We start from the raw sequence: 19,067 nt of genomic DNA, 5'->3' as shown, positions 1-19,067 counted from the left end.
GGAGATAAAAAACGACTGCTTTGCGCCGTGATGCGCTAAAGTGCGCTTCGAGACGCATAGGAATAGGCCGAGAGAGCAAGAATCCACCGCCCCAACCACAGGAAGGGATCTGCTCTCTCAGCTCGAAAAACCTCCTTGGCAACGTCGCTTAAGGGGCACCCCAAGCGTCGAAGACACGATTCACGAACGGCTCCAGATCAGCACCATGTTCTCGCAACATGGTAATGAGCGTCCGGTATTGCTGCGCGAACGAGTTCGGGCTGTAATTCTTCAAGCGCTTGATGTCATTCAAGGCTTCCTCATCTCGCCCAGCAAGCGCTAGAAGAACAATTTGTCGCTCAATGAGGTCAAGCGGAGCATTTAACGCCAGCGCCCGACGATGCATTGCCAATTTGGTATCCAATTGCTCTCGATTGAGATCGAGAGCCCACGTGAGCGCGTACTCGCCATACGGGGCAAAAAATCTTGCTGGCGCGGCGCGATACATCTGCATGTCGTCCCGAAGAATCGCAACTTCGAAGAACGCGTTTTCGACACGCTGGTAATCACGGTAAACCCAAGGAATCGCGATATAACTGAGCAACACGATTGCGAGACTAGTGGCTCCTGTAGCTATCGGGGGGAAATACCTTATCGCCTTCCGTTCGCAGACGCCAATCAGAAACGATGCCGGCAGAAGAAAGTATGCATAGCACTGAGGGTATTCAAGCATCGCATGAATGAGAAGCATGCCTAGCAAAATGAGTGCGAACACGAAAGCCGCAGACGCGTTACCGACTCCCCGTACCGCGCGGACACACCATGTCGTTAGCGGCACTATAACGAGCAGGGTACCGAATGCACCGGTTTTGACCAAAAGATCCAGCAAAACATTGTGCGCGTTGTTCGCCATCACAGTCGGGCCAAGTTTGTCAGCCAGCGCGAACACGGCTCCCCTGAAGTTCGTCCACCCCACTCCAAACATCCAGTGCTCACGAAGAATTGTGAAGCTGTACCTCCAAAGACTTATGCGATCAGCCACGTGTTCAGGTTGCTGCATGCGTGCAGCAACACTTACCTCGAGTTGCAATCCCCACGAAGTGTTTGCCCACGTCACGAACATCGCCGCCAGGAGCAGGAGAGGGAGTATCACTGCGGGCATCAACCATCGAGTGCCATACCGGCCTTGAGCATCTGCCGATTTTTCTTTCCAGGCGAGCCATAGCCCGAATAGCGACAGCAGTGTCAATTGCAACCATGCAGTCCGCGATCCTGTCACGCAAATGCCGACATCCAAGAGTGCCCATATTGGCAGTCCGATCCAAGCGGATAGCTTGCGCTGCCGCCACAGATAGAACACAGCAGCGCTAGCGAACGAGAGATACGTCGCAAGCAGATTCGGCTGAAACATATTGCCAAACGGACGCCGCAAAACCGACTCAGGGAGCCTTACGACAAGCCACGGAACATTCCCTTCTAGATGAAAAACTTGCGCAATTTGCGCACCGACGGCATACCCGCCCCCCAGTGTCAATGCCGCGGCCATCCAATACGACAACGGTTCCCACCAACCAAGTTGTGCGATCCAGAATCCAGAATTTACGGCGACGAGCATCGCAGCGCCGTAGAGCATCGCGGCCACCATCAACTGCGGCAGTTCCGTGGGAACAGTCAAGCATTGCGCCAAGATCACGGATATGAAAGCGAGAGGCACCCATGCCACACGAGGCAAGCGAAGCAGACGAGTGTCTCGTCTTGCGATGGCGACCATTGAAAGCGTGCCAAGCATCGCAAAGAGCACAAACGTCAATATTTCAGAGTAGAACGATGAAATCGGAATAGCGTGTCGGACGATGTTGTACGGCAAAGCCGAAATCAACACCAGAGTCAGGCCGATTAGAGAGAAATTCAGAGGAGGAAACAAAATAATCGTCGTGCAAAATAATTAACAAAAGAGCAACATCGCGATGTCGCCAGAATTCCCGCCCCCCTTCATGAAATCGCAGATCCAAGCGAGCGGAATGATCGTTCAATTCACCGCTCCTTGTTCCGGAGCCCTCTCTCACTTCCTTGACGGAAGTTCAATTTCGCGGCAATCACTGGGCGAGACAGAACATGCCCCCCCCCACTCAGGCGCGAATAAGCTTTGCGCCACATGCCGTCTCGTCACCAAACTTTGCGATCCGCAAGCCTCCATGACGGCGAGTACCACTTGCAATGATTGGATATTCCCCACCACACTTGGGGCAAAACACCAGATGCCCGTCTAAAGCCACCGGGATTCCCATGTGGCGAAGCGTGGAAGCCCCCTCGAGAACAAGTCCTCCATGACTCGTCACGTCACCTTTGCACACCATTTCCCAACCGCATTCTTCGTCAACCACTGATATCCCTTAAACCGCCCCCCATTTTTGCCACCTTGCAAGATCGGGCATCGGCAGCGTCCCGAGGTTGTAGATATCCATACCCATGAGAGCCCGGTCAGCACCATGTGTGCATGCGTGGCAAACCGAAGCTAGAGGGGCAATTCGTTCGGTGCGACCTTGATTAACCGGATAACACGAGTTCCCAAACGCCCCATCCGGGAAGGCAAACGGAGGCGCTATCGCACACGACGCTACCGTCTCGAAATTTTCCGGCACTTTGTGAACCTATGCGCTCATCATGTTCGGCTCATCAGGGACGTATAGTGGGAGCGCCCGAAAGCCGCGACGCAAGCACAACCAAACTTAATATCACTTACAAGTACCATAGGAAATGAGGCTATTCGCAATGCAGTCCGACAAGCGGCTGCAATGAGACGCTCGCACAAGAAACAATTCAAACTTTGAACAGACACGCCATCAGTCCCCTCCCGGCTTTGATAGCGAACATGGACCGTTTAGGAAGAATTCCCTACCTTTTGGAGGGCGTTCGTGCCCCCCCCTTTACCACGCACTAATGTCAAGCTCAACAAATGGAGAACTCTTATGGTGGTTTTCGATTGGTGCGGTTACTGGTTTGAAATCCGGGAGCGGTCGGCGGCTTTGCTACCCGAAGCTGGCGTTTACGTTTTCGTAAAGAAGATTCACGATGGCTGGGAGCCGATTTACGTTGGCCAAACAGGCGATTCCTCGAATCCCCTGCCAGATCGTAAGTTGCGGCGTCTCGCTTTTCAGATGGGGGCCACGCACGTGCACACGAAATACGTTGCCCAGAAAGACCGTCGAGATGCGATCGAGCAAGCGCTTACGAGGAATCTGAGCCTCCTACCAAACCGCGCAAACCAATGACGAGTCGCCTGGACGACGCGCGATCATCCCGATACACAAGCCTTGCCACGCCCCCCCCCCCCAATGAAACCGGAAGCGCGATCTTGGCGGGCGTGCCATTACCCCAATTGAGAGCGAGATACCGCAAGAATCGCCCGGTGATTCGGAAGCAGCCCACATCGCTGGCTACAGGAAGGGGGACCGCCGGACTATTGGCGTTTGGATCTCGCCCGTGGCGATCGGCGCCGTACTCTTCGTGCAGTTGCATTCACTCCGGCGACAAGAAGAAGTGAAGGCGTCAATATCGGTGCAACAAGCATTAGCCAAGCTAAGCGCCCGACTGCTACAGCAAGCCCTTCGGCCCTCCAAACTCGAATCCAGTTGATATGGGTGGCAACCACCGCCCAGCAGGCAAATGCAAGCCAATACACGGCAAGTCAAAGTTGCACCTCCTGAATATCCATCGGAGCGGCAGGCCTCGATGTGTGCCTAAGGTGGTTGTGAGATTTCTTGTATCCCCCAATAGTGAGACGGCTGTCTAATCACAAAGTTGGGCACAACCGTGAAAAAATAAGGATGCCGTCCACGCCAAGACGGCATCCTTAACCCACAACAGAGGAGACATGACACGACCGATTGCGGACGGAGCCCCCCCCCAGGCGGAACCGGATCTCGGTCGCTTACAGAGTATGAGTCAGGCTCGAAAATGAAAAGGCAAAAAGCCAAGTATCGACGCGATAGAGCAGCCATTCAACAGCCAAGACGAGCTTAGCAATGAAGGCAAATAGTCCTAATGCGACTTTTCTCAGAGTCTCGCGAACGCCACTCCCTCTCTGGGAAGATTTGACCTGCATCGTAGACGCGACTAGCGCTGCATTTGGTTTGAAAGCGCGAGGACCTAGACATGAATCGTGTCGCTCAGACCAATCTCGATTGCTCCGTGATGGCCGAGGGGGCAGAAGCCATTCAGTTTCATCACGGCGACTCTGCACCCCTCGGCCTCGATCGTCCATCGGTCGCGGCCACCACGTCGACCAATTCCCACCCGACGTGATGACAATGCGGCAGCAGCTGAGAACGCTTGGCACACCAACCGCGGCCGCCCCTCATTCCGAACGAGGAAGCCGCAAGAATGGCCATGTTCGCAAGCATTTGCCGCCCGCCACGGCCCGAGGCGCGGACCGCAGAAACGCGACTCCAAAATTTCGAGAACTTGCGATCTCGGGCGAAAAAAATGCCGCTTCTTGGGGAAGCGGCATTAGGCCATTGCTCACGGGGAGTGGCGCAATGGAAGCTGAGCGTCGCCACACCCGGGGAGGCGGAGGCGACAATTCAATGTTGCCGTAACCGACGCAGCCGTGCGTTTGGCAATTGCACCACACCGTTTGATCAAGAGCGCCACAGTGTCACGAAGAGGTGGTCAAGGTTTAGCGGAAGCCATGGGTAGCATCTGGCCGCCAGGCCGGAATGTAGTGGTCTGGAGCGGCCCCCTGAAGGTCCGGACAAAGTCTCCCACTTACAATAGCGGGTAGGCATACGACTGTGTTTTTGACTGTATGCGATCCACGAATAACGTCCCTCAGAGAAAAATCACGAGGTACGTGAGGCGTGGCAACAAGGCGGGTCAGCGCAGATCGGCGGGCATCTTCCAGGGCAGCAGAGCGTCATAGTCGTCGACGCTCTGCGCCAGCGGCAGACGCTGAAACAGCCAGGTGAGATAGCGATACGGATCGATATCGTTCGCTTTGCAGGTCTCGACGAGCGAGTAGAGGTTGGCGCTGGCGTTCGCGCCGTCAACGGTGTCCGAGAACAGCCACGATCGGCGGCCGACGCAGAACGGGCGAATCGAGTTCTCGCAAGGATTGTTCGAGATGGGCCAACTGCCGTTCTCAACGTATCGCGCCAGCTTCGTCCACTGTGCGCGCAGGTAGGTCAGCGCCTTGCCAAGCAAGCCCTGCGGTACAACGCCGGGCGACTGCTCAAGCATCAGTGAGTGGATGGCATCAAGCACCCGAGCGCTGTATCGTCGTCGCAATCGTTGTCGTCGTTCGGCATCCCACGTTTCGGTGCGTGCCTCGGCGGCAAACAGCTTGCCGATCAGCGCGATAAAGCGCATCGCGAGCAGATCAGGAGTTCGCGCGGCTTTCGGCACATTCTCTTCCGCTTTGACGAAGTAGCGTCTGGCATGAACCCAGCACCCCAGATGCACGAGCTGGTAACGCCGGGCGATATCGTTATAGGGCTCGTAGCCATCGCTCATCAGCACCGCACCCTGGCGGATGCCAGTGAACAGCTTGTCTGCCAGTTTGGCGCCGCGCCCGGGCGTGTAATTGAAGCACCGGATCGGCGTTTGCGCCTGCGTCATCTGCGACCACAGATAGCTCTTCGATTGCGCTCGGCGGTTTTCTTCTTTGAGCACCTGGAACGTGGTCTCGTCGCAATAGATGATCTCGGCCTCTAGCAGTGCATCCCGCATCAGGTTGATCACCGGCTGCGTCGCGATGCCGACGCGAACCATGCTCGCGGCGAGCGTGTTCGAGGAGATGTCGCCGCCGAAACGGCGCAGCAGACCGGCCTGGCGATACAGAGGCATCCCGAACTGATACTTGCCGGTGGCAATCCACGCGAGCGCCGATTCGGTAAGCAGTCCGCGCGCAATGATTCGCGGCGGCGCCGGCGTGACCTTGATGCCCAGATCGCAGCACGGGCATGCGTACTTGACGCGCTGGTGCTGGATCACACGAAGCTGCTCCGGGATGACGTCGAGTTGTTCGCTGACTTCGACGCCAAACTCGACGAGCGCGTGGCCGTCGTTCGAACAGAAACGTTCCGCTTCAGGCAGTTCATGCCGCACGACTTCGCGCGGCAGATTCGGATCGCGTGGCTTGCGCTTACCTCGTTTCTTGCGCTTGTGCGCCGCAACTGTAGATTCCGGAATATCCTCCCGCGCGGGGGCGCTGCTCTTGCCAAGCACTTCGGCTTCGTTAAACAAGCCGAGTTGATTGTCGCCCCTCGCCTCGCTCTTTGCACCGAACAGCTCGCGGCGATAGGCCCGAAGCCGCTCCTCGGCGAGATCTCGTTCTGCTGTCACGAGCCGCAGAGCACCGCACAATGCCTCTTTTTCTTCTCGTAGCCCGCGAGCGGCATCGCGCTCGGCAAGCAGCGCTTTCAGTTCATCGGCGGTGATCGTGACGGTGATCGGCATGCGCGATTAGACAGGCATGCCACTCGCCTGTTTCAGCTCACGCGCAGATATTCTTGCTTCGCGTGGCGCCGAATGGCTGTGATGTCGTCACCGTCGAGCAACGCGTGCAGCACGTCGGACGTCATCGTGACGACCTCGGTCTTGTTGTCGGGCCAGATGAAGCGGCTCGCTTCCAAGCGTTTCATCAACAGCCAGAAGCCGCTTCCATCCCAGCCAAGAATCTTGACCCGATCGCGACGCCGGTTGCCAAAGATATAGAGCGAGCCGTCCATCGGGCTCAGCTGCATCGACTGCTCGACGAGAATCGACAGGCTGTTCATGCCGTAACGGAAGTCGACAGGATCGCGGTGCAGGTAGACCTTCAGGCCTTCGTCGAACCGGAACACGGCATCCTCCCCAGAATCCGGACCAGGGTGGTCAGCTCCTCGATCGACGCGATGGCGCGCCCCATCTCGAGCTCGACGCCGTTGGCCAGACGCACATGCAGCTCGAGCTGCATCGACGCAGCCGACGGTGCTGGCACCTGCACAGATACCGGAGGCGTCGAAACGACCGGTACGAAGGCCGGAGGCACCGCGGTGGCCGAAACCAGACTATGCGTATCCGGCAAGTCGATGGTCACGCTCTCGATCTCGCGCGACGAAAGGCCATCGATATCTCCGGCGCGTTGCATCGGCAAGAGTCCTTGCTCGCGCTCCATCAGATACTTCGTGATCCATTTGCGCAGCAGGTTGGCATTGACACCGTGTTCTTGCGCGAGCCTCGCCACCGATACGCCCGGTTGTAATGCCGCCTCGATCAGTGCCCGCTTGCTCTTCTCATCGTAACGGCGCCGGCCGTCACTACTTTGTCGAACGACTCTCAACTCAGAGTCTTTGTCAGCCATAGGTGTCCACCTCCGTAGTAGGTGGACACCTATGCTCCTCCTTCACCAGGCCCTTGGGTAGACGTCGTTACTCGACCGCTTACACTGAAGACGAGGGGACGTCGAATCCAGCCCCCGGCTCCGCGCACTCCTTCTTGAGCGTCGACAATCCATGTATTCCACCTCAACGATCGCCAGCCCGACTGCGCGGCACACGGCATCGAGCTTGTCGAAAGCGATACCAACCCCGTTCGATACCTTGTTCAGCATCGACGGATCCCGCTGGGTCGCATCGAGTACCTGACGCTTCAGTTCAGGGTCCACAAACGTGCGACGGCACGTTTGCTCAAAAAACTCCCTGCTGCTTCGGCAGGAATTCAACAACGTTCTCCATCATTCAACGTCCTGCAAAATCAACGAATGACCATGAATCGGAAAGCCCTTACGCTTCTGGGCATGGACAAGAAAACAAGCAATTAGGGAAACCAAGAAAAGTCGCATCCGCTTGCTCAAAAAGGGACAGACACCCCTAATCGCGTGAAAATCCAGATTCCTCGAACTGATCTTTCATTTCAAATGGGGTACTCATGACAGACGATTCAAAATTCATGGAACTGGAGGGGCAATTGCGAGCGACTCAGATAGCCATCCGTGCGCTAATCCTTTGCTCCGCAGATCCTCAAACGTCCACGCTTGCAGTCCTGGATCAGCTAAACCGCCTCATTTCGGCCGTACTACAGTCCGAAGAGCCCGATGCGTTCTTAATAGGCGTCGAAGTGGCCAAACGAACACTCCTGCCGTCATCGGGCAACTCCTGAGGCGCTGTCGATGACTCGCCGTACGCGGCACACATATGCCCACAGGCAAGCTTGCCGCGAACTGTCCGCCGAAGAAATCGACCTGACGAACCGGATCCGACGTCCCCCCGTCTTCAGTAGCACTGAGCTTTAGAGTCCGAGGGTTAATGTAACTGCATTCCTGCCAATTTTCGGGCGTAGGATGCCGGCGTTAATCCGCCCAGTGACTTCTTCGGTCGCTCCTCGTTGTACTCCCGTCGCCATGCCTCGATCACCACCTTGGCGTGCGGCAGGCTGGTGAACCAGTGTTCGTTCAGGCATTCATCCCGGAAGCGTCCGTTAAACGATTCGATGTAGGCATTCTGGTTGGGTTTGCCCGGCTCGATCAGGAACAGTTTGACGCCTCGCCCGTGTGCCCAGCTCAGCATCGCACGACCGCAAAATTCCTTGCCGTTATCGGTACGGATCGCTTGTGGCAAACCTCGATGCAACGCCACACGATCCAGAATGCGCGTTAGCGCTAGGCCGCCAATCGCTCGCTCCGGCACAATGGCCACGGCCTCATGCGTGGCGTCATCGACCACCGTCAGGCTCTTGATGACACGGCCCTCCGCCGTTCGGTCGAACACAAAATCCATCGACCAAACCTGATTCGCCGCCGACGGCCGCCCCAGCGGCTGACGATCCGATACCGGTACCTTCTTGCGCTTGCGACGACGCACTTGCAACTTTTCTTCGGCATACAGCCGCTCAACCCGCTTGTGGTTGACTGTCACGCCTGACTGCCGCAACTTCAGATAGATCATGCCCGAGCCATAGCGACGATGCCGCTGAGCCAAGGCGACGATCTGCGCTCGCAGGGCCTGATTGCGATCCGGCGCCGGTTGATAACGGTAGGCGCTGGCGCTCATGCCGATTACCCGCAGGGCTCGGCGCTCGCTCAAGCCACTATCGGTCATATGGCGCACCAGCTCTCGGCGGGACGGGGCGCTCACCACTTTTTTCGCAACGCCTCGCGCGTCACCTCATTCTCCAGCAGCGATTGCGCTAGCAGTTTCTTCAACCGAGCGTTTTCGGTCTCCAGATCCTTCAGCCGCTTCGCGTCAGAGACATTCATGCCGCCGAACTTACTGCGCCATAGGTAATAGCTGGCCTCTGAGAAGCCGTGCTGACGGCATAGTTCCTTGACCGGTATGCCCGTCTCGGCTTCCCTCAGGAAGCCGATGATTTGCTCGTCGGTGAATCTCTTCTTCATGTCCAATCTCCTGACTACGTGATTGGACTCTAAATCGTCGCGCTACTCAAATCGGGGGTGACGTCGGATCAAGGCTAAAGGGGCCGAATTGCTTGCCCTAGCTGACGAATTGGAAACGCACTTGGACGGCGAGATCAACGCCAAGGCCGACGCATACAACAATGTCGATGTGCCCGACTACCGAACTTCGCCAGACGCCATTGAGTTGACCCGATTCAAAAATGCCGATCCTCACAAGTGAGCCGGTATCGGCAAGCTCGACATTCAAACCGGAATCATGTCCCTCGTGCGCGCCGTCGCCCAGCCGGCTATCTGACCAAACGCCTCCCCGGTGAGGGAACGCCCCCGATGATGCAGGCGTGACGGCCGCCAGAGTACGGCACCCTTTTCAGTTCGACGGAGGACGTATGGGCGTCAAAGAACTTGAGTCGAGAGCGGGCCGTGAAAGCTATTTGGCAACCGCGCCGATCGCTTCAGGTGGTGAGTGGAAACGACGCTGTGCCAAACTGTTTCAGCAACGCGGCGGTGTCACTGAGGCTGTGGCGGTCGACTTGGCCAAAGCCTGCTTCGAACAGCGTGTCAATTGGGATCACGAAAGCGATCCGGAAGGCGCCGCCGATGTCAAGGCGAGCTACTGGAACGGCTGAATTACCTGCCCGCTTCGGCGGGCACCTTCAAGTGAGCCGCCCCAGTGTCGGTGCGGCGACGTTAAATAGCCCATAACGGCAAAAGCCCTCATCGGCACGGGGCTGCTCACCTGAATGCATGGTTTCATCGGTAGTATCCTCAACCGAGCAGCCCGGCATGTCGGCTCGGCGACACAAAATATCCTGTATCCCCATCAACCACGATGGATCGCACTGTCGGGCTGCTCTCTTGAGGGTGCTGCCTCATTAGTTCGGACAGATCGCAGGGGGGTCGATTTCTCCTCGCTCACCGGACGCTAGACGCTCGCTTTGAGCAGCCTTCATTTCCTGACGCGCCTCGGCACAGTTCTGCTCGTGCGCCGCGATCACCTCAACGGCAAACACGCCCGCGCAATGCCGGCAGTGCAAACGCTGATTCATAGCAATCTCCCCGAAGTGCCGCGCACCCGGCGCGGATCACTCTACGGTGTCCGGAAGCGTGGGACGGCGTGCCGCCCCACGATCCAAAGGGATGCTAGCCGGAAATATCCCAGGCAGATTCGCAGCAAGACATTCTGCCAGGCATCTCCCCAAACACACCTGCGAACACGTCGGTCCACACGCCAATAGTAGCAAAGTGCGGCAATGACTTTAATCCGGGCTTGGTCGAGTGGTCAGGCACAAGCCTTCCAAGCTGAGCACACCGGTTCGACTCCGGTAGCACGCTCCATCCCTCCCCGCGAGCCGCGAATCGCGCACCTTTTCATCGGATAGACACATGGCAGCGACCAAAAAACGCTGGAGATCCAGCTCGCCAAGACGAAGGTGGTTGAGGAAATTAGGTTGTCCGCGAGCAGATTTGCTCAGCTCGCAGGCGCGCGCCTAAGTGGATCGCAACAGCCGATGCGACGAAGTCCGCTGAATAACGGGACCTTGCAGAAACGAAGTTCGCGCGGATTTCAAACTTCCCGCCTGCAAGTGGGGGGCAACAGCCTGAACAGGCTGCGTGACATCCTCGCCCGTGAGCACATCACCCTCGATCGCCTGACACAGAGAGAATCGGTCTTGCTGTAAGGCGAGTTGCGCCGCCAACGGAAGTGACAGCTTTTCAAATGAAAACTCAGCAAAAGAAAAACCTCACTCACGACTGCAGTAGGAATATCGGTATTCCTATCCGTTCTAGCGCATGCGCGCTCGGCCAACAGGGCAGCGGCAGCTCTGAACATTTCTTCACATCTTTGATGAGGCTACATTATGGGCTTATATGCATACGCACTGCGATCTGGGAAAATTTTGGCTTATGACGTCCTCGATGACGGGAGCTTGGTACCTCTAGGTGATCCCGCGCCTCTTTCGTTCCCGACAAATAACTCCATGTGCGCCAGTGGCGACACGGTATTTGCACTTGGCTTAGGCCCAGACGAAACCACATATGTCGATATTTACCAAGCAGATCGTGCTAGCGGTCAGTTGATTCCGAGGCTACTGCGTCATCCGCTCGGTAATTTCGATAGCGGAGAGCTCGGTATGGCCGCCACTGCACCAACCGACGAAGTCATCTATTTTTACTCTTGCGGGGAACCCTACACTGACAACGATACCCCCTCCACTACTCTCTATGCTTTCATATATTCCCGGGCCCGCCATGTAGTTTTCCCGATCGGGCAACTCCCCCTCCCAGGGGGAGGCGAGGCGACAACATTGCAATTCGACGGCACGGGAAAAATGCTATACGCGTCTGTATCGAACGGGGACTACAGTCCGGCGTCTTTCGCTATCGATGCAAAGGGCATGCCTACGCTCACGGATAAGGTTCCAATGGTGAACCCCCTCCAGTTTGGCCTTGCCGTAGACCCGACCCAAAAATATGTCTATACCGGGTCGGCGGAATTTTTTAATCCTGAAGTTCGCGGCTACAGTGTGTCTCAGGGCGTATTTTCTCCACTCAAAGGCGTCGCCGACCACACGAAAAGCATGGTTAGCGTGATGACGATGAGTCTGGACGGCAAATACTTGTTTCTTTCAACCACAGCGAGTCCTTTCACTGGCATAGGAAAAAATACTGTCGTTTCTTATGCGGTTAATCCTTTAACCGGCGTTCTGACGCCAATTAACGAGCAGGCTGATGGTCGTGAAGTATTAGCGATAGCAGTGACACCCGATGGGAAATACTTGTATGCCGCATCCGCGCGCGAAGATACGATCTATCGATACGGAATAGACCAAGGAGCGTTGTCGACTGGAACACTCGTTGCCAACGCCGGAATGGAAATCGACGGCTTCGTACTGGTAAGCGAGCCCTGATAGGCCATGAGTTAGCCGCGAATGATCCGCTCCGTAGCGGCAGAGTGAGCCGGCCCTCTCTCCGGGACATCGCGGACATGGCCATGTCCGCCTGCAATCCGCCCGCGCTTGCGCCATACTTCGGCCATCATCAATAGACAACTGGTTTGCGGGCTTGGCAGCCCGGGCTCGATAGGCGCATAAGCCGCGCCGTCCTCATGACTCACGGCTTTTTTGCGCGCATAGCTTCCCCCTATGTGCGGGGCATGTGGGAGGGCTTCGGCCCTGCCAGCCCCTATCGACCGGTCTGCCAACCTGCATTGACGTGTCCCCGGAATATCCGAACAGGTCAAAACTAGAGGTAAAGTTGCTTCTCAGCGCCCCGAACGGGGCGAGGAGTCGCCATGAAACGCTCGAGATTTAGTGAAGAGCAGATCGCCTATGCGCTGCGATTGGCCGAGAGCGGCACACCGGTGGTCGACGTCTGTCGGCAGATCGGTGTGTCGGAGGCAACGTTCTACACATGGAAGAAGAAGTACGCCGATTTCGGCGTTAGCGAGATGCGCAAGCTCAAGCAACTCGAAGACGAAAACGCGCGCTTGCGACGTATCGTCGCCGACCTGACGCTGGATAAACAGATCCTGCAAGAGGTGGTGCGAAAAAAAGTCTGAAGGCCGCCAAACGGCGCGAGCTGGCGGCTTAGATGCAAGAGCGTTTCCACATAAGCGTGCAGCGTTCCTGCGCGTTGGCGTTGCTGCAGCGCTCGACTTGGTACGCGAAGAGTCGTGCACGCGATCAAAGTGCGCTGCGCCAACGTATCCGGAACATCGCCTTAAGTCGTCCGCAGTTTGGCTATCGGCGGGTGCTGGTGATGTTGCGTCGCGAGGGCTGGGACGTGGGTAAAAAGCGCGTCTACGGGCTTTACAGCCTAGAGGGCCTGCAATTGCGGATGAAGGTCAAGCGCCGCAAGCGCATCGCGCTGCTGCGAGGCAAGCCACCGGCGCCCACCGGACCGAATCAGCACTGGAGCATGGATTTCGTTCATGACCAGATGCTTGATGGACGCCGCTTTCGCATTCTGACTGTCATCGATCAATGGAGTCGCGAGAGTGTTTGTCTGGAGGCCAACTTCCGACAGACCGGCCGTGCGGTGGGTCAGGCGCTGGATCGTTCTGCGGTCCTTCGCCGATGGCCCGAATCCATCACCGTGGACAACGGCACAGAGTTCACTTCTCGCGCTTTAGACGATTGGGCATACCGACGCGGCGTGAAACTCGATGACCTGCTCCCTGCAAACAGGGCCAGCCGGGGTCTAGTAAAGTTCGTTTTCGGAGAAGAAGACGAACATGAAGAAGCGATTTACGGAACAGCAAATCATCGGCTTTCTGAAGGAAGCTGAAGCCGGGATGCCGGTCAAGGAACTGTGCAGGAAGCACGGGTTTAGTGACGCGTCGTTCTACACCTGGCGCGCGAAGTTCGGCGGCATGGAAGTCTCCGAAGCCCGTCGGCTCAAGGACCTCGAGGTTGAGAATGCCCGGCTGAAGAAGCTGCTGGCCGAAGCAATGCTCGATATGTAAGCCTTGAAGCTCGTCGTCAAGGGAAAGCCCTGAGCCCGCAAGCCAAACGCGAAGCAATGTCGGCGATTCGGGAGAAGGTCAACATCTCCGAGCGCCGCGCTTGCCGGCTTGTCGGGCTTTCTCGCAGCGTGCTGCATTACGACGCGAAGCCGGACCACGAGAATGAGGTGCTAGCGGCGCGTCTAGTGGAGCTGGCGCACGAACGTCGTCGATTCGGCTACCGCCGATTGCACGCTCTGGTGGAACGCGAAGGCACGCACGCCAATCACAAGCGCATCTATCGCCTGTACCGTGAGGCAGGGCTGGCTGTGCGGCGCCGTCGCAAGCGCCACGGCGTAATGATTGAACGCGAGCAACTGGCATTGCCGGGCGCACCCAACGAGGTATGGTCAATCGATTTCGTGATGGATGCGCTTTCCAACGGCCGACGCGTGAAGTGCCTGACCGTCGTCGACGATTTCACGAAAGAGGCCGTCGACATCGTCGTCGACCATGGCATCTCAGGTTTGTATGTCGCTCGGGCATTGGACTGTGCAGCTCGCTTCCGTGGCTATCCCAAGGCGGTGCGAACAGATCAGGGCCCCGAATTTACGAGCCGCGCGCTTGACCAGTGGGCGTATGCGAACGGCGTCACTTTGAAGTTGATTCAGGCGGGCAAGCCAACGCAGAATGCGTACATCGAATCGTTCAACGGCAAATTCCGCGACGAATGCCTTAACGAGCACTGGTTCACAACGCTCGCGCACGCTCGGGCTGTCATCGCGGCATGGCGTCAGGACTACAACGAGCAAAGGCCGCACAGCGCACTGAACTACCTTGCGCCGTCAGAGTTTGCGGCGAAACATCGGGCAACCGCGGATGCTCCTGCCGCTTTCCAGGAGTTGGTTTAAGGGACTTTGCTAGAAGCCGATTGGCCCGATTGAAGGGGGCAGGTCAGCGTGGCTGAATGCCATAGCTCGACATTTGAAATATGCCAACCTGCCACCAAGCAATTTGGTTTGGTGCCGGCACTAAATAGCGGTCCAGACAACCTAGAACAAGACAAGTGGGAAAAACGTCAATTTTTGCCGGTTCGGGCCTCAGTACACTCCTCATCCAAAGACTGAGCCCCCCCCACACACGTGCGCCCTGAAATTTGAACTTAGCAGGTGCAATATTGATATCGATAGGCACGTCCCCCATCCAAGCAAATCCATTGCATTCGACGGTTCGCAGCCGAGCGGAGACTCGGACGAAAGGCGGGCGCCCCAGACCTATGGCGACGCTATGCGCCCTAACCGCTATTGCCGCCGCATTTTTCTCGAGCGCGAAATCTGCGATTGCGCAGTCGGCACTCGTGATGTATGGGGTTGTGGACACGGGGGTGCGATACGTGGAGGGAACGTCCTCCACGACGAGAATCTCGACTTGGTCTGTCACTCCAGGTGGGGCTGCGCAGAGTTTGATTGGCCTACACGGCCAAGAGAATCTTGGCCAAGGCGCCAAGGCATATCTTCGCCTGGAAAATCGCTTCTTTGGCCATTCTGGCGCGCTAGACCCGAGCCATCCGTACTTCAGCACAGCGCTACTCGGAATGGAATCTGATCGATTCGGCCGCCTGACGCTTGGGCGCCAGACGAATCCTCAAGCTGACGCGGCCGTCCGAGCATTCGCGAGCAACCCTTGGCTACCCACGTTCTATCTATTTCGACCAGAAGCGACAATGGCTGCCGGGGCTTGGACGGACAATATGCTGAAGTACACCGCGGGCGTTGCCAACCTTACCTTCCAAGCATCTCAAGCCTTCGGCAATCAACCCGGACACATGTCATACGGAAGCCAAAGCTCAATGTCTCTCACCTATGCGATCGATCGGTCCTTTGCACTCGCAGCGGCCTACCTGCTAACAAGAGACTCAACCAATGGTTCGCCAGCGAAGACGTGGACTTACGGAGGATCGTACTGGCTCGGCATGACCCGCCTGCACCTCGGAGTCGCTGTCAACCGATTCTCCCAAGGATTCCGGTCATTCGGCCGCTATTCGGAAGCGTCACTTGCCGCACTTGGCATGCTAGATTTGTCTGCTCGCACCATGTATTTCGCAGGCGTCACGCAAATCGTTGGTCGAGCTCACCTCAGCGCCAACTTTTGGCGAACGCTCCAAGATGGAGATATGCCGTCAAAGAATGGCAACGCAACGCAGCTTCAGCTCGTTGCCAATCTGTCATTATCTAAGGGCACGGCATTGTATGGCGAAGTAGACTACGCGAGGTATTCTGGTGGACTGATCGGCGCACAACTTCAAGGGGACACCACGGTGATGCCTCCCGTCACGCGCCAACTAGGCGCTATGGCTGGCATACGACATCGCTTCTGAGGCGAGCCCACTCGGCGCAAAAGCAACGGCCCTCCTGTCGGAGGACCCACCTTCTGCTTATGACGTACTGGCCCCTCGTCTTATCATCCAATCCGGCTCGCCTACCGCCCCCTCGTCCTTCATGCGTGTGATCTCTGCCGGGTCGATACCGAGGAACGCAAGGATCGAGTCGGCATCGGCGCCGGGACGCCCCGAATCACCAGCATGCCCCAAGGGCGCCCCATCAAACTGAAACCAAGTCGGCTCAAGAAGCGTTACCTCCAATCCCTGGCAATCGCTCTGCCTGAAGCTCACGGTGGAACTCGGATGCTCGAGGAACCGCTCCCGCAGCTTGGCGATTGTCTGCACTGGGACCGCTCGAGCACCTTGGCGCTTCGCCTCCGCAATCGCATCATTGACGCTAAGACCAGTCAATTCGGGAAGCGAACCGTTGGCCTCAACGAATATCCAACCGTCTGCTTGTTGAAGCAGTGATGATGCTTGATTAGGTCCAGTGGCTTTGGGTCCGACCGCGCACTCAGGAAGGCCGCTAGACGTCCATTGGAATGGAAACTGAACCAATGAAGCCGCTGAGGCCAAGGATGTTTCCGCCCAATCCCCGCGCTTGCCACCATTGCGCTCGCGAGCCTGCAAAGCCGTCAGTGCCGAAAACGCGCCAAGGTAGCCCGTTAAATAATCGACGCATGATGCAATCCCATGAAGGAGCGGCAATCCGGGTGTCCCAAAACGCGACATGATGCCGGCAATCGCCTGCAGCAGTGGATCGTATCCCGGTCGATCATCGAAGGCGCCAGCGAACTCGCCTTTGAAGGCGCTCACCTGAACGACGACCGTGGCCGGATTGATCGCAGCGACGGCGTCTTGCGTCAGCCCCAGCCGTCGAACCCCCGCATCGGTTTCGTTCATGACGAGAATGTCGGCCCGTTTGATAAGACGGTGAAGCACATCCCGGGCGGAGTCCATCCTCAAATCGAGCAAGATGCTCTGCTTGCCTTGGCTTGCTTCCGCGCCCCAATCCACGGTCACCAGCGGCTGATGATCCGGACGCGTTGTGTCAACCTTGACGACGTGCGCCCCAAGTTCGCCCAATATCCGTCCACAGGCGGGCCCCGCAATGACATTCGCCATATCAAGGACCGTGTATCCGTCCAGCGGCTTAGTTGTATTTCGCTTACTGGCATCACCGCCATTCGATGGTGCCGGCGTCAGAACAGCGTCCAATGATGTCTTTGCAGCACGCAATGGCGGATAGGGGCGCGCAGAGTGAATATTCACGGCACGTCCGAGTTGAGGGCTATTCACGCCAATTGGAGCCACCACCAAACCAGCCTCTTGAGCCCACGAAGCCGTCATCCACTCGTCGAACGTTTCGACAATTCCGAGCGGAACCTCTGCTTGAGCAAACACGGCTTCCCAGTGCTCGGCAGTCTGTGTGGCGAACACCTTCGCCATGTCGTCGGCAAGTGCGATGGAAATATCCGCACGCATCGCTTGAGGAACCGCGAGATTGGTCTGTGCAAACGACACGTTTTCCGGAAAATACGGCGAAACATTGACCACCCCAAGGTCTTTGGCTCGCTCCTCGAGCCCAAGCACCACAAGCATCGCTTGGGCAAGCCGCCGATTGACCGTTGTCACCGGCATCACCAGGCGTCCATCGGACGTGCGATAGCAACCTGCCGTCGGGTTCAGGCGGTTGACGAAACGGAGCATTTCCTCTTCGCTTTCGCGCGCGCGAGGCAGCAGGGATGCCAACTCTTCAGGCAAGCCTAGAAGAGCCGGCGGAACCAGGTGGGGTTTGATCCCACGAACACTCATGGCTAAAACGCCAATGGCGGAGAGGCCGGCAGACAGGCGAGGAATGACAATCGACGCGCCTACTCCTGTGCGCTCCCGTTGGACCAACGCGGCACAGACGGCAGAAACGGCGAGTACACCCGCATATACAGAGCACAGCGGCAGCGGAGTGTAGATGACCTCGCGCCCGAGCAATCGACTAGTCACACCGAGATCCGTGTAGAAACCGGCGAGGGAGTTTAGTAGATCGTCACTCGCGTCATCCGGAACATCGAATGTTTGATCTCCGGGTACAACACTCGTAAATCCCAGTACGATCTGTCGCGACGAAAGCCGAGCGGTCACTGCCCCGTCGAGGATGACCAAGTCCGCGTCGGCCAGTCCGTCCAGTCGCTCAACAGGCAGAAGCGTCTTGCCTCGATCGAGATAACCATCAAGCTCGCTCACCGAACCACCGGGCCGCTCTGCAGCAAAAACTTGAGCCCCTTGATCCGCCAGGAGTTGGCCTGCGAGGCGTCCCGCAAGCGAGCAACTCCGTTGCAACACGCTCAAATGCGCCAATGGCAACGCGGCCCCCTGCACGCAGCTCTGACCATCCGCACGTGCCGCCCCGACTTTTGAATTTTTCATCTACACCTCGTCCCTTCCACCAAATGAGAGATTGACGACGATGGCCTAGCGTTCCTTCAGGACAGGCAACCTAATTGGATAGCGTCCGCAGCGTCGCCGTTGAATTTGCCAACCAGCACCACACTGAGATTAGCGTCGGCCCTCGCGCCGGGAATGTCGAACGCCTCGCCACGCACACCCCGTGATGTGCGCGGCCACGTAAAGCAGCGCTGCAAATATCGCTGCGGCGAGAATGCACTCAAGAAGGTCAAATTCGTAGCCGAACGCGACCAAACTGGTGACGAGGGCGAGCCCAATATTCAAGCTCACCATGCAAGCCGATATCTCAGGAATGATTCGCACAATGCCCCTCCAAGAGCCATCTGAGCACAGACAGCCCAACTCAAAACGCATGCGAATTTGATGGGCCAGAAAACTTGCCTGAAATTGAGCCAACGCCTGTCGGC

At 57.3% G+C, this 19,067-nt stretch carries 16 protein-coding genes; 7 read left to right on the top strand and 9 right to left on the bottom strand.

Annotated features, from left to right (window positions below; translation table 11 throughout):
* Nucleotides 1–148: 148 nt before the first annotated feature.
* From PAN31117_RS25280 to PAN31117_RS25275, 3 genes are all read right to left on the bottom strand, one after another.
* Nucleotides 149–1,654 carry a PglL family O-oligosaccharyltransferase gene (locus PAN31117_RS25280; protein WP_174991117.1) on the bottom strand — a complete coding sequence of 502 codons (1,506 nt, stop codon included), beginning with the start codon at nucleotides 1,652–1,654 and terminating at the stop codon, nucleotides 149–151.
* A gap of 139 nt (nucleotides 1,655–1,793) precedes the next feature.
* Entirely contained in the window at nucleotides 1,794–2,012 is a 219-nt protein-coding gene (locus tag PAN31117_RS27295) for a hypothetical protein (protein ID WP_174991116.1), read from the bottom strand.
* Nucleotides 2,013–2,108: 96 nt separating this feature from the next.
* Entirely contained in the window at nucleotides 2,109–2,336 is a 228-nt protein-coding gene (locus PAN31117_RS25275; RefSeq protein ID WP_150740650.1) for a PAAR domain-containing protein, read from the bottom strand.
* A 1,798-nt stretch (nucleotides 2,337–4,134) separates the two neighbouring features.
* Here PAN31117_RS25275 and PAN31117_RS27290 point away from each other — a divergent pair.
* Nucleotides 4,135–4,284, top strand: coding sequence for a hypothetical protein (locus PAN31117_RS27290; protein WP_174991115.1), 150 nt, complete (start codon nucleotides 4,135–4,137; stop codon nucleotides 4,282–4,284).
* 570 nt (nucleotides 4,285–4,854) lie between these two features.
* On the opposite strand, the gene tnpC is transcribed toward PAN31117_RS27290, so the two are convergent.
* The 4 genes from tnpC to PAN31117_RS25255 form a co-directional block, all read right to left on the bottom strand.
* The gene (gene tnpC / locus PAN31117_RS25270) at nucleotides 4,855–6,435 is read right to left on the bottom strand and encodes an IS66 family transposase (RefSeq protein WP_150740615.1); all 1,581 of its coding nucleotides are present in this window, start codon (nucleotides 6,433–6,435) and stop codon (nucleotides 4,855–4,857) included.
* Between the two features lie 32 nt (nucleotides 6,436–6,467).
* Nucleotides 6,468–6,821 (bottom strand): IS66 family insertion sequence element accessory protein TnpB, encoded by a 354-nt coding sequence (tnpB, locus tag PAN31117_RS25265; RefSeq protein WP_150740614.1) that lies wholly within the window; start codon nucleotides 6,819–6,821, stop codon nucleotides 6,468–6,470.
* Nucleotides 6,797–7,321 (bottom strand): IS66-like element accessory protein TnpA, encoded by a 525-nt coding sequence (tnpA, locus tag PAN31117_RS25260; protein WP_150740613.1) that lies wholly within the window; start codon nucleotides 7,319–7,321, stop codon nucleotides 6,797–6,799. The genes tnpB and tnpA overlap by 25 nt, the downstream gene beginning before the upstream one ends.
* Nucleotides 7,322–8,261: 940 nt before the next feature.
* A protein-coding gene (locus PAN31117_RS25255; protein WP_150740612.1) for an IS3 family transposase occupies nucleotides 8,262–9,352 on the bottom strand; the annotation gives its coding sequence in 2 pieces (ribosomal slippage) (nucleotides 8,262–9,094 and nucleotides 9,094–9,352; 1,092 coding nt in all).
* A gap of 407 nt (nucleotides 9,353–9,759) precedes the next feature.
* On the opposite strand from PAN31117_RS25255, the gene PAN31117_RS25250 reads away from it, so the two are divergent.
* A complete protein-coding gene (locus PAN31117_RS25250) occupies nucleotides 9,760–9,999 on the top strand; it encodes a hypothetical protein (RefSeq protein ID WP_246185870.1) in 240 nt (79 codons plus the stop codon).
* 246 nt (nucleotides 10,000–10,245) lie between these two features.
* Here the strand turns inward: PAN31117_RS25250 and PAN31117_RS27285 are convergent, their stop codons facing one another.
* Nucleotides 10,246–10,419 (bottom strand): hypothetical protein, encoded by a 174-nt coding sequence (locus PAN31117_RS27285; protein WP_174991114.1) that lies wholly within the window; start codon nucleotides 10,417–10,419, stop codon nucleotides 10,246–10,248.
* 1,086 nt (nucleotides 10,420–11,505) lie between these two features.
* Between PAN31117_RS27285 and PAN31117_RS25240 the strand changes: the two genes are divergently transcribed.
* The 5 genes from PAN31117_RS25240 to PAN31117_RS25220 all read left to right on the top strand — a co-directional run bounded on the left by PAN31117_RS25240 (nucleotide 11,506) and on the right by PAN31117_RS25220 (nucleotide 16,194).
* Nucleotides 11,506–12,282, top strand: a complete 777-nt coding sequence (locus tag PAN31117_RS25240; protein WP_174991113.1) for a beta-propeller fold lactonase family protein — start codon at nucleotides 11,506–11,508, stop codon at nucleotides 12,280–12,282.
* Between the two features lie 383 nt (nucleotides 12,283–12,665).
* Nucleotides 12,666–12,932, top strand: a complete 267-nt coding sequence (locus tag PAN31117_RS25235; protein ID WP_150740610.1) for a transposase — start codon at nucleotides 12,666–12,668, stop codon at nucleotides 12,930–12,932.
* Nucleotides 12,933–12,964: 32 nt separating this feature from the next.
* The gene (locus tag PAN31117_RS25230; protein ID WP_150740609.1) at nucleotides 12,965–13,660 is read left to right on the top strand and encodes a DDE-type integrase/transposase/recombinase; all 696 of its coding nucleotides are present in this window, start codon (nucleotides 12,965–12,967) and stop codon (nucleotides 13,658–13,660) included.
* A protein-coding gene (locus PAN31117_RS25225) for an IS3 family transposase (RefSeq protein WP_370855788.1) occupies nucleotides 13,608–14,728 on the top strand; the annotation gives its coding sequence in 2 pieces (ribosomal slippage) (nucleotides 13,608–13,836 and nucleotides 13,836–14,728; 1,122 coding nt in all). Before PAN31117_RS25230 ends, PAN31117_RS25225 begins: the two co-directional genes overlap by 53 nt.
* Nucleotides 14,729–15,093: 365 nt before the next feature.
* Nucleotides 15,094–16,194: a porin gene (locus PAN31117_RS25220; protein ID WP_150740608.1), complete on the top strand. Its 1,101-nt coding sequence runs from the start codon at nucleotides 15,094–15,096 to the stop codon at nucleotides 16,192–16,194.
* A gap of 57 nt (nucleotides 16,195–16,251) precedes the next feature.
* On the opposite strand, the gene PAN31117_RS25215 is transcribed toward PAN31117_RS25220, so the two are convergent.
* Nucleotides 16,252–18,621, bottom strand: coding sequence for a CoA transferase (locus PAN31117_RS25215; RefSeq protein ID WP_150740607.1), 2,370 nt, complete (start codon nucleotides 18,619–18,621; stop codon nucleotides 16,252–16,254).
* Nucleotides 18,622–19,067 lie beyond the last annotated feature (446 nt).

The organism is Pandoraea anapnoica (assembly GCF_902459765.1).
GTDB lineage: Bacteria > Pseudomonadota > Gammaproteobacteria > Burkholderiales > Burkholderiaceae > Pandoraea > Pandoraea anapnoica.
The sequence above is the reverse complement of the archived record's forward strand: the minus strand, read 5'-3'. Positions and strand labels throughout refer to the sequence as shown.